13 protein-coding genes are annotated in these 14,504 nt (G+C 70.8%); 12 read left to right on the forward strand and 1 reads right to left on the reverse strand.

Translation table 11 applies throughout. The features are described from left to right. Window positions 1-66 precede the first annotated feature (66 nt). From ACF08M_RS27445 to ACF08M_RS27475, 7 genes are all read left to right on the forward strand, one after another. Window positions 67-2,127 carry a PhoX family protein gene (locus tag ACF08M_RS27445; RefSeq protein ID WP_392187986.1) on the forward strand — a complete coding sequence of 687 codons (2,061 nt, stop codon included), beginning with the start codon at window positions 67-69 and terminating at the stop codon, window positions 2,125-2,127. 308 nt (window positions 2,128-2,435) lie between these two features. Then, window positions 2,436-3,188 (forward strand): class I SAM-dependent methyltransferase, encoded by a 753-nt coding sequence (locus ACF08M_RS27450; protein ID WP_392187987.1) that lies wholly within the window; start codon window positions 2,436-2,438, stop codon window positions 3,186-3,188. Next, complete coding sequence (locus ACF08M_RS27455; RefSeq protein ID WP_392187929.1) at window positions 3,185-3,838, forward strand: bifunctional 4-hydroxy-2-oxoglutarate aldolase/2-dehydro-3-deoxy-phosphogluconate aldolase; 654 nt, start codon at window positions 3,185-3,187, stop codon at window positions 3,836-3,838. Before ACF08M_RS27450 ends, ACF08M_RS27455 begins: the two co-directional genes overlap by 4 nt. 118 nt (window positions 3,839-3,956) lie before the next feature. Next, window positions 3,957-5,201: an aspartate aminotransferase family protein gene (locus ACF08M_RS27460; RefSeq protein ID WP_392187930.1), complete on the forward strand. Its 1,245-nt coding sequence runs from the start codon at window positions 3,957-3,959 to the stop codon at window positions 5,199-5,201. Continuing rightward, window positions 5,198-6,601: an aspartate aminotransferase family protein gene (locus ACF08M_RS27465; RefSeq protein ID WP_392187931.1), complete on the forward strand. Its 1,404-nt coding sequence runs from the start codon at window positions 5,198-5,200 to the stop codon at window positions 6,599-6,601. The genes ACF08M_RS27460 and ACF08M_RS27465 overlap by 4 nt, the downstream gene beginning before the upstream one ends. Beyond that, the gene (locus ACF08M_RS27470; protein ID WP_392187932.1) at window positions 6,598-7,413 is read left to right on the forward strand and encodes an inositol monophosphatase family protein; all 816 of its coding nucleotides are present in this window, start codon (window positions 6,598-6,600) and stop codon (window positions 7,411-7,413) included. The genes ACF08M_RS27465 and ACF08M_RS27470 overlap by 4 nt, the downstream gene beginning before the upstream one ends. A gap of 2 nt (window positions 7,414-7,415) precedes the next feature. Next, entirely contained in the window at window positions 7,416-8,432 is a 1,017-nt protein-coding gene (locus tag ACF08M_RS27475; protein WP_392187988.1) for a Gfo/Idh/MocA family protein, read from the forward strand. A 42-nt stretch (window positions 8,433-8,474) separates the two neighbouring features. Here ACF08M_RS27475 and ACF08M_RS27480 read toward each other — a convergent pair whose 3' ends face one another. Then, window positions 8,475-9,404 carry a hypothetical protein gene (locus ACF08M_RS27480; protein ID WP_392187933.1) on the reverse strand — a complete coding sequence of 310 codons (930 nt, stop codon included), beginning with the start codon at window positions 9,402-9,404 and terminating at the stop codon, window positions 8,475-8,477. Window positions 9,405-9,482: 78 nt separating this feature from the next. Between ACF08M_RS27480 and ACF08M_RS27485 the strand changes: the two genes are divergently transcribed. The 5 genes from ACF08M_RS27485 (at window position 9,483) to ACF08M_RS27505 (ending at window position 14,435) form a co-directional block, all read left to right on the forward strand. Further along, the gene (locus ACF08M_RS27485) at window positions 9,483-10,145 is read left to right on the forward strand and encodes a hypothetical protein (RefSeq protein ID WP_392187934.1); all 663 of its coding nucleotides are present in this window, start codon (window positions 9,483-9,485) and stop codon (window positions 10,143-10,145) included. Then, a complete protein-coding gene (locus ACF08M_RS27490; RefSeq protein ID WP_392187935.1) occupies window positions 10,138-11,832 on the forward strand; it encodes a GMC oxidoreductase in 1,695 nt (564 codons plus the stop codon). Before ACF08M_RS27485 ends, ACF08M_RS27490 begins: the two co-directional genes overlap by 8 nt. Then, window positions 11,829-12,920: a hypothetical protein gene (locus ACF08M_RS27495; protein WP_392187936.1), complete on the forward strand. Its 1,092-nt coding sequence runs from the start codon at window positions 11,829-11,831 to the stop codon at window positions 12,918-12,920. The genes ACF08M_RS27490 and ACF08M_RS27495 overlap by 4 nt, the downstream gene beginning before the upstream one ends. Window positions 12,921-13,128: 208 nt before the next feature. Further along, window positions 13,129-13,401, forward strand: coding sequence for an acyl carrier protein (locus tag ACF08M_RS27500; RefSeq protein WP_392187937.1), 273 nt, complete (start codon window positions 13,129-13,131; stop codon window positions 13,399-13,401). Beyond that, complete coding sequence (locus tag ACF08M_RS27505) at window positions 13,398-14,435, forward strand: methyltransferase (RefSeq protein WP_392187938.1); 1,038 nt, start codon at window positions 13,398-13,400, stop codon at window positions 14,433-14,435. Before ACF08M_RS27500 ends, ACF08M_RS27505 begins: the two co-directional genes overlap by 4 nt. The last annotated feature ends 69 nt before the right edge of the window (window positions 14,436-14,504 follow it).

Consider the following 14,504-nt stretch of genomic DNA (forward strand, 5'->3'; position numbering starts at 1 on the left):
CGCCCTCATCTCATGCATACTGACGTACGTTCACGTTGTTCAGACTGAAGGGCGGTTGGCTTGCCGGTGCTACGATTACCTTTACTTGCAGACAGTCGACATTCCAGTCGCGCACCGGAGACCTGTTTATTTCGATGCGGCAATGCCTGTGCCGGACACGCGCCCAATACCTCGGGAAACCGCTACTTCGGCAGCGTGCTGCGCGAGTCCATCTCCCGCAGAAACCTGCTCGGGGCCGGAGCCGTCGCTCTCTCTGCTCCGCTCACTCCCTCCACCGCGCCGGCCGCCACGGCCAGGAGCGCCGCCGCGGGAACTCCCGCCGGACCACCTGCCGGAGAGACCCCCGGTTTCCCCGCGGTCCCGCCGGACAGCGGGGACCGCGTTACCCTCCCCGAGGGCTTCGAGTACGACGTGCTCATACGCTGGGGCGACCCGGTGCTCGCCGGGGCCCCACGCTTCGATTTCGGCAACCAGACCGAACTCGCGCAGTCCGGCCAGTTCGGCCCGAACAACGACTACTGCGCCCTCGTCCCGCTGCGCACCGACGACCGGTGGCTCATGGTGAGCAACCACGAGTACGTCAACGAGCCGCTAATGTTCCCCAATTGGGACCCTGCGGGCCCCTCCGAGGAGCATGTCCGCACCTCCTGGGCGGCGTACGGGATGTCCGTGGTGCTGGTGGAGCGCCCGCGCGCCGGGGGTCGGCTGCGGGCCCGTTCCTCCTCCCGGTGGAACCGCCGCATCACCCTGCACACCCCCTTCGAGGTGCGCGGCCCGGCGGCGGGGTCGCCGCTGCTGTGCACCGAGGCCGACCCGACCGGCCGTACCGTGCTCGGCACCATGGCCAACTGCGCGGGCGGTACGACCCCCTGGGGCACCGTGCTCTCCGGCGAGGAGAACGTGCACATGCCGTTCTCCCACGCGGAGAAGCCGACGGACCCGCTGGTCAAGGAGGGCCTGAAGCGCTACGGCTTCGCGGAGGGGCCCTCGCTGCGCGCTTGGGAGAGGTACGACCGGAGGTTCGACCTCGGCAAGGAGCCGCACGAGGCGCACCGGTTCGGCTGGATCGTCGAGGTCGACCCCTTCGACCCGGATTCGGTGCCGGTCAAGCACACCGCGCTCGGGCGCTTCAAGCACGAGGGCGCGACGATCAGCGTGACCCCCGACGGCCGCGTGGTCGCCTACATGGGGGACGACGAACGTTTCGAGTATGTCTACAAGTTCGTCTCCGACGGGCGGATACGCAAGGGCGACGGCTGGTCCGCCCGGCGGCACAATATGCGGCTGCTGGACTCCGGCACCCTCTACGCGGCCCGTTTCACCGGCGACAGCCCTGCGGAGCAGATCGACGGCTCCGGGGAGCTGCCCGGCGACGGCGAGTTCGACGGCACCGGAAAGTGGCTGCCGCTCGCCCACAACGACCGCAGCTTCGTACCCGGAATGACCGGTGACGAGGTCTACGTCTTCACCCGGATCGCAGCCGACCGCGCGGGCGCGACCCAGATGGACCGCCCGGAGGACGTCGAGGCCGACCCCCGCACGGGGCGGGTCTACGCGGCGCTGACCAACAACGACTACCGGGGCGCGGCGGGTCAGCCGGGCCCCGACGAGGCCAACCCCCGCAAGGACAACCGCGACGGCCACGTGCTGGAGCTGTGCGAGCGTGGGGACGACCCGACCGCGGAGCGCTTCGTCTGGCGTCTGATGCTGGTCTGCGGCGATCCCGACTCGCCGAGCAGCTACTACGCCGGCTACGAGAAGTCTCGGGTCAGTGCGATCTCCTGCCCCGACAACCTCGCTTTCGACTCGGTCGGCAACCTGTGGATCGCGACCGACTCGGGCGCCCAGGGCGGCGTCAACGACGGCCTCTACATGGTGCCGCTCAGCGGCCCCGAGCGCGGCAGGGTGCAGCGCTTCCTCACCATCCCGGCGGGCGCGGAGTGCTGCGGTCCGGTAGTCGGCGAGGACTATGTGCTGGTCTCGGTCCAGCATCCGGGCGAGCTCCCCGGCGCCACCCCGGCCAACCCCGCCTCCCACTGGCCCGACGGCGCGGACTCCCAGCCCAGGGCCGCGGTGATCGCCGTCCGCAGGAAGAACGGCGGCCCCATCCTCCGGCACAGCGGCTGACGCCGATTCGCCCCGTCCTCCCGCACCGTGTCGCACCGCGGTGTGTCCGGGCGGGAGCGAGCCGCCGGTCGGTCGCGGCAACCGGTCCCGTACCAGGACCCCGCCGGAGTGCCCCGTGTCCCGCCTCTCCGAATGCCGTCGGTCCGACACCGCCGACGGGATGCGCGAAGAAATGCCAGCAGTGTGCCGACTCCTTACCTCTCTGCTCGCACATTGCGCGTCATACGGAGAGGCAGTGGCAGGAGACAGCCCGCCTTTTACGCAGCCCTTTCCATGCACTGACGACAAGTAGATGGAGATAGGTGGATATGCAGTCCTCGGTCAATTTCTCACCGGCGGCGGACTTCTACGACAGGACCCGGGGCGGTGAGGCCCGGGGGCGGAGAATCGCCCCCGCCGTGGCCTCCCGCACGTCCAAGGGCGAACTCATCCTGGACGCGGGCATGGGAACCGGCGTGGTCGCACTGGCCCTCCACGAGCAGGGCTACCCGGTGGTGGGGATCGACCTCTCCCACTCCATGCTGACCAAGGCGGTCAGCCGGATCGGCCAGGTGGCAGCCGCCGCTTCGCTGGAGGATCTTCCGTTCCCGGACGAGACGTTCAGCCAGGCGTACAGCGTCTGGGTCACCCATGTCGTCGGTGATCTGCGCAAGGGCCTCTCGGAGATGCACCGGGTTCTGAAGCCCGGCGGACGGTACGTCGTCATCCCCGGGATGATCCTCTTCGACGACCACCCGGTCAGCCAGATCATGGAGACGATCCAGTCCCGCACCGCCGAGGCGGACGATCGCGCCGACCGGATCGTGCCGCTGGCCGAGTCGGTCGGGTTCAAGGCGGTGGAAGTCGGAGAGCTGGAGGCGGCCACGCACGAGCACAGCCCCGAGACGATCGCCTCCGGGCTGGAGCAACGGATGCTCTACCACCTGTGGGCCGTCGACGACTCGATCTACGAGGAGAAGGTCGAGCCGCTGGTAAGGGAGTTGCGCGCGCTGCCCGATCCCGAGGCGCCGGTCGTGCGGCAGACCCGCCGGCAGATCCTGGTGCTGGAGAAGCAGGCATGAGCGGCTCGCAGCTCACCTCCGCCGATCTCGCGCAGCAGCTGTCGACCGATCCGCTGATCGCCATGATCACCGAGCCCGAGTCGCCCGCCGTGCCCACGGTGACGGAGGAGTTGGGCAAGGCCGGCATCCGTGCCGTGGAGATCACGCTCACCTCGCCGAACGCGTTGAGCACGCTCAGCGAGAGTGTCGCCACCGGAGCGACGCTGGTGGGCGCAGGCACCGTCCGCGACGCCGACACCGTGAAGCGCGCGGTCGACGCCGGGGCGCACTACCTGCTCACCCCGGGGGTGATTCCCAAGGTCCTCGCCGCGGCGGGCGACCTGGGAGTCCCGGTGGTGTGCGGGGCGTTCACCACCACGGAGGTGATGGAGGCGCACCGGCTCGGTGCGGCGCTGGTCAAGCTCTTCCCCGCCCGAATGGGCGGACCGGCCTACCTCGCCTCGCTCACCATGGCGTTCCCCGACATCCCGATCGTGCCGACCGGGGGCATCACCGCCGACGACCTCGCAGACTACTTCGCGGTGGGGGCGCACGCGGCGGCTCTCGGCAGGCCGCTGGTCGGCGACTCCCTGCGGGGCGGGGACCTGTCCGGCATCCGGGAGCGCTCGCACGCGCTGCTGGAGGTCGCCCGGTCCTCCCGGCCGGGCTAGGGCCTCTCGCACCGCCAATTGTTGGCGTACGGCCTGCTCGTCCGCGCTTCCTCATCCGCAGTTCGTCCGTCGCCGTGCGGCGTCGGGGACTGCGGTCTGCCTGTGAAAGGAAGATCACATGCGTTTGGACCGGTCCTTCGAACTCGACCGCAAGGCCGAGCAGATCGATGCTCTGGCAGCCAAGAGAAAGAACGTCATCGCCTCCGATCAGATGGTCGAGGGGCATTACCCCGTCTTCGCCGAACGAGCGGCGGGCGCCCACTTCTGGGACGTAGACGGCAACAAGTACCTCGATTTCTTCCTTTCCTACGGCACGGTCATCCTCGGCCACGCCGATCCGGACGTGGACGACGCCGTGGTCCGGGAGATCCGGCGCGGCTTCGCGGTGGGTCTGATGAAGCCCGTGCAGACCGAACTCATCGAGGAGATCCTGGAGATCATCCCGGGCGCCGAGATGGGCATGCTGCTCAAGACCGGTTCGGACGCGACCGGCGCGGCGGTACGGCTCTCCCGCGCGTTCACCGGCCGCGACCGGGTGGTGCGCTGGGGCTACAACGGCTGGCACGACTGGTGCGCCCAGTGGGACACCGGTATCCCGGACTCCAGTCGCGAGTTGGTCGACACCTTCGCCTACAACGACCTGGACTCGCTGCGGGTGCTCTTCGAGCGTCACCCGGACAGCATCGCCTGCGTAGTGATGATGCCCTTCATGGTCGAGGCACCCGAGCCCGGCTTCCTGGAGGGCGTACGCGAACTCACCCGCGAGTTTGGGGCGTTGCTGGTCTTCGACGAGATCCGCTCGGCCTTCCGGCTGGCGCTCGGCGGCGCGCAGGAGTACTACGGCGTGACCGCGGACCTGGTGACCCTCTCCAAGGCGTTCGCCAACGGGTACGCCGTGTCGGCCCTGACCGGTCGCGCCGACGTACTGCGCACGCTGGAGAAGGTGCACATCTCCTCCACCTACTACTCCAACGCCGACGCCATGGCCGCGGCGCTGGCCACGATCCGCAAGCTGCGGTCCGGGGACCATCTCGCGCACATCTGGCGGCTGGGCGAGCGGCTCCAAAACGGGCTGCGCGAACTGACCGCCAAGAGCGGCACCCCGGTGGAGGTGGTGGGCCATCCGCCCATGCCGTTCCTGGACTTCGCGATGGGCAGCGAGGACGACAACCAGCGTGCGAAGCGGGTGTTCTACGCCTCGACCATCGCCGAGGGAGTCTTCTTCCACCCCAACCACCACTGGTTCGTCTCCGCCGCCACCACCGAGGCGGACATCGACCAGGCGCTGGAGGCCGCCCGCAGCGGGTTCGAGGCGCTGGTAGCCGAGGGCTGGACGCACGAGGCCCTGGAGGCGCGGTCATGAGCGACACCACACCCCCCGTCTCCACCGGGGTCTCCGCGCCCGGACAGCCCGCGGGCGCCGTCGGGCGTTCGGGCGCCGACCACGGCTGGGGCATGCGCAACCCGCGTACGGTCACCGAGCGCCACTGGGCCGAGGAGCAGGAGGTCATCGGCCCGGGACTGCAGGCGGTCATGCTGCTCTCCCGGCTCTGTGTGGAGTCCGCCGACGGCGCCGAGCTGACGGACGTCGACGGCAATCGCATCCTCGACTTCCAGGGCGCCGGCGGCGTCAACTCCCTGGGCCACGCCGAACCCCGCTTCGTCGCGGCGATGGCGCAGGAGCTGGGCCGGGCCACCGCGGGCGCCTTCGGGACGCCGGCGCGGCTGGAGATGACCCGAATCCTGCGGGACTTCCTGCCCGATGACCTGGACACCATCCAGCTCTACAGCGGCGGCACCGAGGCGGTGGAGGCCGCTCTGCGGCTGGCCAAGTCGGTGACCGGCAAACACGAGTTCCTGTCCTTCTGGGGCGGCTTCCACGGCAAGACAATGGGCTCGCTGGCGCTCACCGCCGGCGCGCGCTCGGGACTGGGACCGCTGCCGCCGGGCTACTACTCCACGCCGTACGCCAACTGCTACCGCTGCCCCTTCAAGCTCCGGGTGCCCGAGTGCGGGTTCGCCTGTGTCGACCACGCCCGGAACGTCATCAAGGAGAACAGCACCGGCGCGCTCGCCGCGATCGTGGTCGAGCCAGTGCAGGGCCGTTCCGGCAACGTCGTGCCCCCGCCCGGCTACCTCTCCGCGCTGTCGGAGGTGGCCGAGGAGTTCGACGCGCTGCTGATCTCGGACGAGATGATGACCGGTTTCGGCCGGACCGGCGCCCCGTTCGCCTACCAGCACGAGGACGTCCGGCCCGACGTGCTGACCGTCGGCAAGGGCATGGGCGGCGGCTACCCGGTGACCGGGGTGATCGCCTCCGCGCAGACCATGGCGGCCGAGCCCTTCTCCGAACCGAGCGCCAGCTCCTCCAGCTTCGGCGCCTTCCCCATGGCATGCCGCGCGGTGGGTACCACCACGAACATCCTGGTGCAGGACAAGCTGGTGGAGAACGCCGCCGAACGCGGGCAGGAGATGCTCGCCGCGCTGCGGCCCCTGGCCGAGACCGCCCCGCTCGTCGGTGACGTGCGCGGCGCGGGCCTGACCATCGGGATCGAGCTGGTGGTCGACAAGCAGACCCGCGAGCCGGCGCCCAAGAGCCTGGTGCAGCGCGTCTACCTCCAGCTGATGGACGCCGGGGTGCTGGTCATGCTCGGCGGCAACACCCTTCGGCTCTATCCGCCCCTGGCGATCGACCAGCAGCAGGCCGAGACCGCGGTGGGGATCATCTGCGAGGTCCTCAACTCCACCGCGGAGGACCGATGAGCGGCGCACTCGATCCGTCCGCCCTACTGGCGGTCGCCGAGGAGGCGGCCACCGGGGCGGCCGATGAGCTGCTGCGGCGGCGCGGTTCCAGCCACGAGGTGGCGACCAAGAAGAACGACTCGCTGGTCAGCGACGCCGACACCGCCGCCGAACGGCTGGTGCTCGGCGTGCTGCGCGAGCGCACCCCGGGGTTCGGCGTCGTCTCGGAGGAGGCCGGCGCCGACATCGTCCCGGGCTCGCCGTGCTGGATCGTCGACCCGCTGGACGGAACCACCAACTACCTGCGCGGGCTGCCGGACTACGCGGTCGCCCTCGCGCTGGTCGAGGAGGGCCGTACGGTCCTGTCCTTCGTCGTACTGCCGGAGTCCGGCGCGCGGTTCACCGCGCTCGCCGGGCAGGGCGCGTACCGCGACGGGCGGCGGATAACAGTGACGCGGGAGGCCCCCGGGCGCTCGCTGACCGGTACGGGCTTCGGTACGGCGGGTGTGGTGCGCGAGGCACAGCGCTCGGTCGCCGACAGCCTGCTGCGGGGCGGCTTCGAGATCCGCGAGCCGGGCAGCGCCTCGGTCGGTCTGTGCCGTACGGCGTGCGGCGCCTACGACGGCTATCTGGAGTTCGGCATCGAGGTGTGGGACACCGCTCCCGGTGCGCTGCTCGTCCAGGAGGCTGGCGGGGTGGTGACCGGTTGGGGCGGTACGCCCTTCGATCCGGCGGACGGTGATCTGGTCGCCGCCGCGCCCGCGGTGCACGCGCGGCTGGTAGACGCGGGCGGCGCACGGCCGCCCGTGCCGACGACGGGAGGTGCGGTGTGAACATGCCGTTGAAGGTGGCCCTTTCGGGCTTCGGCACCTCCGGCGGCGCACGGCTCGCCGGCTACCGCTCGGTGGCCGACGCGGACGTCGTCGCTGTGGTGGAACCGGGTGCGGAGAGCCGTGCACGGGCGGCCGAACTGCTGGACGGCGGGCGGGTGTTCGCCTCGCTGGAGGAGCTACTCGCCTCGCCGGCCGGTGCCTCGCTGGACGTGGTGGACATCTGCAGCCCGCCGGTGTTCCACGTACCGCAGACCAGGGCGGCGCTCGCCGCCGGTGTCCATGTGATCTGCGAGAAGCCGGTCGCAGTCACCGGTGAGGAGGCGCGCGGCCTGGTGGAGCTAGCACGTTCGCGCGGGCGGCTGCTCTTCCCGTTCCACAACTACGGGACGTCGCCGGTGATGCATGAGCTGTCGGCCGCGGTGGAGGGGGCCGGGACCGGTCGGCTGGAGTCGGCGGTCTTCCGGATACTGCGCGACCGCCACGCCCGCGGTGTCGCGGAGTTCGCGCCCGACTGGCGCCGTTCGCGCGAACTGGCCGGCGGCGGAATCCTGCTGGATCACGGCACGCACTGTGTCTACATGGCGCTACGGCTGTTCGGCAGGCCGCCCAAGGGGGTCTCCTGCACGGTCGGCCGGGCCGGCGGCGACCCGCTGGCGGTCGACGAGGAGGCCCGGGTGCGGCTGGACTTCGGCGACGCGCACTGCGAGATCGAGCTGAGCTGGATCAGCGAAGTGCGCTCCAACCACTACTCGGTGCACGGGTCCGGCGGATGGCTGCGGATCGACGACGGAGTGGTCGAGGGCGCCGCGGGCGGGAGCACCTACCGGCGGAACCTGGTCTCCCCGAGTAAGGACCAGACCCATCTGGAGTGGTTCCCGCCGATGTACCGCGAGTTCCGCCAGGTGCTCGCCGATCCCTCGTCCTGGCACCGGCCGGCGACGGAGATCTTCGAGACTGCCCGGGTCGTGGAGTGCGCGTACGCGTCCGCCGCCGCGGGCGGTCCGGAAGTGCCGCTGTGAGCACGGTGCGTGCCGCCCCGGCGGCGGCACGCACCGCTTCGTTCAGCCGACGGCAGGCAGTCCGATCGCGCGGGTGAGCAGCGGTGCCTCCTCGGTCAGGTTGTCCAGCGCCGTGGAACGTTCATGGGAGGCGAAGTAGTGGCAGATCACGCGATCTTCCCGGTCCGGGAGCCACTCCAGGCGACCCGACCGGTAGGGCTCCTCCAGGCTCTCCGACGCGATGCCGGGCCGACCGCCGAGCAGCGAGTACGACATCTGCGTGACGTAGCGCGGCGCGAAGCTGATCTCGCGGGGCAGCCCGGCCAGGGTGCGCTCCAGGAAGTCGGCGTCGAAGAAGCGAATCCGGTCCACGGCGGAGAACCCGCAGCACATGTACCGCACGTGGGGCACGCCCGGCAGGTGGTCCGCTATCCAGTGCACGCCCTGCGGCTCCCAGCCGAACTCGGGCGAGTAGAGGAAGGCGGAGCGCTCCTGCGCCGGTGCGGCGGCCCATTCGATCAGCCGCTGCGGGCGGTTGAGGAAGACCACGTCGCTGTCCATGCTCACCACCGACCGGGATTCGGCGAGCAGGAAGTAGTCCACCAGCTGGAGGATGCGGACGTTGTTCTGCCGCACCGCGGCGAGCACCGGGTGGTCCGCCAGCAGCTCGGCCACCCGGGCGTCGGCCTCCGCACGCCCGATGACGCGCACGCCGGGGACAAGCCGCTTGAGCCGCGCCGTGTCGGTGGCGGTGAGCGTGCCGTCGTCGTGCACGACGGGCGTGACCTCCGACCAGCAGCGGGCCAGCGACTTCACCGCGAAGAGGTACAGCGGCACATGGTCGGACGAGACCAGGCTGTGCACCTCCACGTCGTCGCTTCCGGTGAACTCCGGTACCCGAGCGCCGAGGAGGCTGCGGGTGACGGTGAACGCCGTACCGGCGCCGCCGGAGCGCCCGGCTCCGTGGGGGGAGGCGGTCTCGGTCTGGCTCATACGGATCTCCTTCAGCAAAGAGGGAAGAACATGGACGTACCGGTTGATTATCCGCAAGTTTCAACGGAGAAGAAAGAGTTGACGTGGCTTCACTTCTCCGCGCCCCAGGCGGAGGTAGTGCGGGAGGCGATGGCGCTCCTCGTTCCGGGACCGATGGATCTGCCCGGCGAACGGGAGCCCGGCGCACGCGAGGCCGGGGCGGTGCACTACGCCGACCGACTGCTCGGCGCCTTCCGTGTCGACCCGCCGCTGATCTACGCCGTCGGCTCCGGGAACGCGCACGTACCGCTCTCACCGGAAAAGCGGCACGGATGGCTGCGCCGCGTACGGGAGTTGCAGGACGCCTACCGCGAGGGCACGGCCCTCCTCGACCGGCTCGCCGACGGGGACTTCGCCGCCGCCTGCCCCGAGGTGCGCAACCGCGCGCTGCGCGACCCTCGGGCGCACGCCTTCCGCGGCCTGCTCTTCGACCACGCCATCGAGGGGACCTACGGAGATCCGGTCTACCGCGGGCGCCCGGCCCCCGGCAGCGCCGTGCTCACCACCCCGACCGTGCCGCCGCCCCGGACCGTGCCGCCGTCCCCGACCGGCCGCACTCCGCACTCCGACGCCGTCACCGGCACCGACACGGGCGCTGGCACCGGACGCGCTCCCGCCCCGTACGGCGACGAGACCGCCGCGCTCCTGCGGGACTTCACCGCCGCCGCGCGCCGGGTGGTTCTGGGCGGCGAGGATGGCTGAGCGCGCGGTGGTGATCGGCAGCGGCCCCGGCGGCTCGGTGGCCGCGATGGTGCTCGCCGAACGCGGCTGGGACGTCACGGTGCTCGAACGCGGCCCCAACCACTTCGACGACCTCGCCGCCCCGGCCCCCTCGCACCGCTTCTCCTCCGACGAGGTCAAGGGGTCGATCCGGGGTTTCGAGTACCCCGACGTGCTGGCCGAGCCCCGGGTCTACGAGGAGCGCCGACCCGGCGGAGGCCGCCACACCGGTTTCGTCAACGCGCTGCCGGCCACGGTGGGCGGCGGTTCGGTGCACTGGGACGCCAAGACCCCGCGCCTGTGGGACCTGGACTTCTCCAAGCGCTCGCTGCTCGGCCCGCTGCCGGACGCCGACGTACGTGACTGGCCCTTCGACTACGCTCAACTCGCCCCGTATTACGATGAGATGGAGCGGATCCTCGGCGTCCAGGGCTCCCTGGAGCAGCTGCCGGACTTCCCCACCCTGCGGCACGCGCCGCGCGGGGCCGACTTCCCGATGCCCCCGGGACCGGACCAGCCCTCCTCGCTGCGCATCGCCGCCGCCGCCCGCACGCTCGGACTGCGGCCCTTCCCGATGCCGATGGCCGCCAACTCTCGTGCCTACGACGGCCGTCCGGCCTGTTTGGACTGCGGCGCGTGCTGCGGGTACGGCTGCCCCAACCAGTCGCGCGGCAGTGCGCTGGTTCCGCTGCGGCGGGCGGTGCTGGCCGGCGCCGAGGTGATCCCGCTGGCGACCGCGACCCGGGTCCGGTACGAGGGCCGGCGCGCCCGCTCGGTGGTGTGGCGCGACGCGGACGGCCACGAGCACGAGCTGCCCGCCCGCCGGGTGGTCCTGGCCGGGTCGGCGGTGGAGACCTGCCGACTGGCGCTGCTCTCCGAACTTCCGGACTCGGCGGGGCTGGTGGGCCGGTATCTGATGTTCCACTGGTACTCGATCGCCTACGGGCTGTTCGCCTCCGAGCGGGTGCGCGGGGAGCGTGGCCGGAACATCACTCACGCGCTGGACGACTTCGCCGACCCCGACCACCCCGGCGCCCGCGCCGCCGCGAACGAAGCGGGACTGCCCTACTTCCGCGGCGGAGTGGTCGAGCTCGGCGGCACCCCGCTGGGGCGGGTGGCCGAGGGCCGCGTCTACCGGCGGCTGCTTCCGGAGCTGACCGAGGTGCCGTACGGGGCGGCGTTCAAGCGGCTGATGGACGAAAGCCCTCTGCGCGACCGTCTGTTGGGCGTCCAGATGCACGGCGAGGACGTACCCCAGCGGGAGAACACCGTGACGCTGGACCCGCGGCTCCGGGACTGGCGGGGCGTACCCGTGCCCCGTATCCGCTGGACGCCGCACCGGCACGAGACCGCGGCCCAGCGCTTCTATCTGCCCCGGCTCGCGCAGCTGCTGCGCGCGGCCGGCGCCGACGCCGTCGCGGCCCTGCCCGAGACGCGCTCGGCGGCCTTCCCCGACGAACCGGCCTTCGTGCCGGGCAACTTCCACACGCTGGGCGGGATGCGCATGAGCGAGGACCCGCACGAAGGCGCCACCGACGGCGAGGGGCGGCTGCACGGCATGGACAACGTCTTCGCCGCCGACGGCAGCCTCTTCCCCAGCTCCGGGGCGCACAACCCGACTCTGACCTTGATGGCGACCGTACTGCGGAACACCAGGAGGACGACGTGAGCGACCACAGTCCCGCACCCCGGGCCGCGACACCGCGCCCGCACACTCCCGAGTACGCCTTCGACCCGACGGCGGCTCTGGGCTGGAAGAGCATCGGGCTCGACGGACTGGGCTGCTTCCTGCGCTCCGTCGAAGCGGTGCTGGTGGGACACGGCTACGGAAGAAGGGAGATCGCACAGGGCATGGCCGCACCGTTGGACCTGATTCGGCGCGGCGAGTGGTACGGGCCGGTGAGCGACTTCCCCGCGTGCACCGTGCGCTGGCATCTGACCGGGATCGGCGAGGGCGCCCGGCAGTGGCCGCTGGTCGCCGAGGTGCTGGACACCGGCGCCCCGGTGGTGCTGATGCCCGACGGCTATCACTGGCCCGGCGACAAGTACGAGGGCCAGGAACACTTCCACCACCACATGGTGCTCGCCCACCGGCTCGACGAGCAGGGCCTGCACCTGCTGGACGTCGACGCTCCGGCCGCCGAGGGCTACCGCCGAACCCTCAAGGTCGACTCCGAGCTGCGGAAGGCCTGTTCGCGCGTAGCGCTGGTCGAGGACATCGCGCCACCGCGCGCACGCGGCGCCGAGGAGATGGCCGACGCGCTGCTCCCCGCCTCGCTGCCCGCGCTGGCCGAGGACATCGCCGAACTGCGGGCGTTCCACAGCAGGGTGTGGCCCGGCGGGCCGCTGCCGTCCCTGGTCGCCAAGGGCATGGATGTCCTGGTACTCGGCGACATCCAGCCGCAGCTGTTCCTGCTCGGCCACGCGCTCGCCGACGCCGACCAGGAGTCGGTGCGGCGGGTCTCACAGGCCGCGCTGACCGCGGCGGGCCGGGCACAGAAGCTCGGGCTGCTGATGCTGGGGCTGCACCGCTTCCAGGCCGAAGGTGTCTACGCCGTCGCACACGAGGAGATCCCGCTGCTCGCCGACAGCCTGGAGAGACTGCTGAACGAGATGCACCGCTGGCACGGGAGCGAGCGCCCTCCGGCCGTCGAGACGGACGGGGTGCTCATCACCCGCCGACTGCTCGGCGAGACGCAGTGGTGCTTCGGCGCGGGAAAACCTCTGGAGAACCTGGAGAACTTCATCTGCGGGTAATCGGACGAGTCGCCGAACGCCTTTCATAAGGCCCCTTGGAGTGAAATCCCATGGGGTCTGAAAAGCGTTTTTCGCTGCAATTTCAAGGCTTCGGGGAAACCGTTGACAGCATTCTCCCCTAGGCATAGCGTCTGGTCGTGCCCGGCTGCGCCTACCTATACGGCGCACCGGTGAATCATTGTTCGCTTTCGGTGAGGAGAGCAGTGGCATGGGTTCGGACGGCGAAATTCTCCAGGAAATCCGTACGGTCCTGATGGAGCAGTGCGATACCGCGCCGGGTCGCGCCGCGGAAATCACCTTGGACGACCCGGTCTCCGCCCTGGAACTGGACTCGATCACCATGGCCTACGTCTTCAGCCATTTCGAGCAGAAGCACGACCTCACTTTCGAGAACGACGACATCGACCCGATGCGCTACACGACCGTCCGGGAGCTCGTCGAAACCCTTTCCGGCCGCATCGCGGAGGCCGGCGCCCAATGACGTCCGACAGCCCGCTGCTGCCTGTCGGTGAAGCGGATGCGGCAGCTCCCGACGACACCCTGATGATGGATGTGCTGGCATCGCAGTACCGGCTCTCCGCGGTGGCCGTGGCCGACCGCCTCGGTCTGTTCGCCGCGCTGGCCGAGCGGCCGTCGTCCGCCGCCGCGGTGGCGTCGGACCGCGAACTGCACCCGCACGGCACCGCGGTCCTGCTGAACGCCCTGACGGCGCAGGGCCTGCTCATCGTGCACGGCGGCGCGTACCACCCGACCGCCACGGCCCGGTCCTTCCTGCTGCCGGGCACCGCCCGCCACTGGGCCCCGATGCTCCGTCTCGGCTGGGACGAGCGCTGCACCGCCGTCCGCACCCTGGTGACCGAGGGGACACCGTACGGCTACCGGGGCAAGGGAATCTGGGACACCCACAACCGCTCCCGCCATCACGGCGAGCTGTTCGCCCGCGCCATGCACGCGCACTCCGCCGGACCGGCGGCGGCGCTCGCCGATCACCTCGAACTCGGCGACTGCACCAGTCTGCTGGAGATCGGCGGCGGCGTGGGCACCTACTCGCTCGCTTTGGCCGGACGCAATCCACGGCTGACCGCACAGGTGCTGGACCTGCCGGTGATCGAGCGTCAGGCCGTCCAGCTGATTGAGGACTCGGGCCTGACCGGGCGCGTACGGCTGCGGGCCGGCGACATGTTCGGCGAACCCTGGCCGGGCGAGCAGGACCGGGTGCTCTTCGCCGATGTACTGAGCGACTGGGACGACGAGGGCTGCCGCACCCTGCTCGGCCGCGCCCGCAAGGCGCTCGCACCCAACGGGCGGCTCCTGATCCACCAGGTACTGCTCGACGACTCCCGGCACGGCTCGGACTCGGCGGCAGGCTACTCGTTGGCACTGGCCGTGATGACCGGCGGCCGACTCCGCACCCTGCCCGAACTGGCCTCGCTGCTGGCGGAGTCGGGCTTCGGGGGCTGCGTGGCCACCCCCGCCTACGGCCATTACTCGTTGATCACCGTCCGACCCGACTGACCCGCGGGCCAGCCCGGTAATCCGCCGCGACGGAGCCCGGTACGCAACCCACTCCCCGGTGAACCTGGA

This window comes from Streptomyces sp. NPDC015032, from assembly GCF_043080425.1.
Lineage (GTDB): Bacteria > Actinomycetota > Actinomycetes > Streptomycetales > Streptomycetaceae > Streptomyces.

What these genes read in the sequence shown, in the direction of transcription:
- ACF08M_RS27450 (WP_392187987.1), top strand. Translation starts at nt 2,436, where the DNA reads ATGCAGTCCTCGGTCAATTTCTCACCGGCGGCGGACTTCTACGACAGG.
- ACF08M_RS27455 (WP_392187929.1), top strand. Translation starts at nt 3,185, where the DNA reads ATGAGCGGCTCGCAGCTCACCTCCGCCGATCTCGCGCAGCAGCTGTCG.
- ACF08M_RS27460 (WP_392187930.1), top strand. Translation starts at nt 3,957, where the DNA reads ATGCGTTTGGACCGGTCCTTCGAACTCGACCGCAAGGCCGAGCAGATC.
- ACF08M_RS27465 (WP_392187931.1), top strand. Translation starts at nt 5,198, where the DNA reads ATGAGCGACACCACACCCCCCGTCTCCACCGGGGTCTCCGCGCCCGGA.
- ACF08M_RS27470 (WP_392187932.1), top strand. Translation starts at nt 6,598, where the DNA reads ATGAGCGGCGCACTCGATCCGTCCGCCCTACTGGCGGTCGCCGAGGAG.
- ACF08M_RS27475 (WP_392187988.1), top strand. Translation starts at nt 7,416, where the DNA reads ATGCCGTTGAAGGTGGCCCTTTCGGGCTTCGGCACCTCCGGCGGCGCA.
- ACF08M_RS27480 (WP_392187933.1), bottom strand. Translation starts at nt 9,404, where the DNA reads ATGAGCCAGACCGAGACCGCCTCCCCCCACGGAGCCGGGCGCTCCGGC.
- ACF08M_RS27490 (WP_392187935.1), top strand. Translation starts at nt 10,138, where the DNA reads ATGGCTGAGCGCGCGGTGGTGATCGGCAGCGGCCCCGGCGGCTCGGTG.
- ACF08M_RS27500 (WP_392187937.1), top strand. Translation starts at nt 13,129, where the DNA reads ATGGGTTCGGACGGCGAAATTCTCCAGGAAATCCGTACGGTCCTGATG.
- ACF08M_RS27505 (WP_392187938.1), top strand. Translation starts at nt 13,398, where the DNA reads ATGACGTCCGACAGCCCGCTGCTGCCTGTCGGTGAAGCGGATGCGGCA.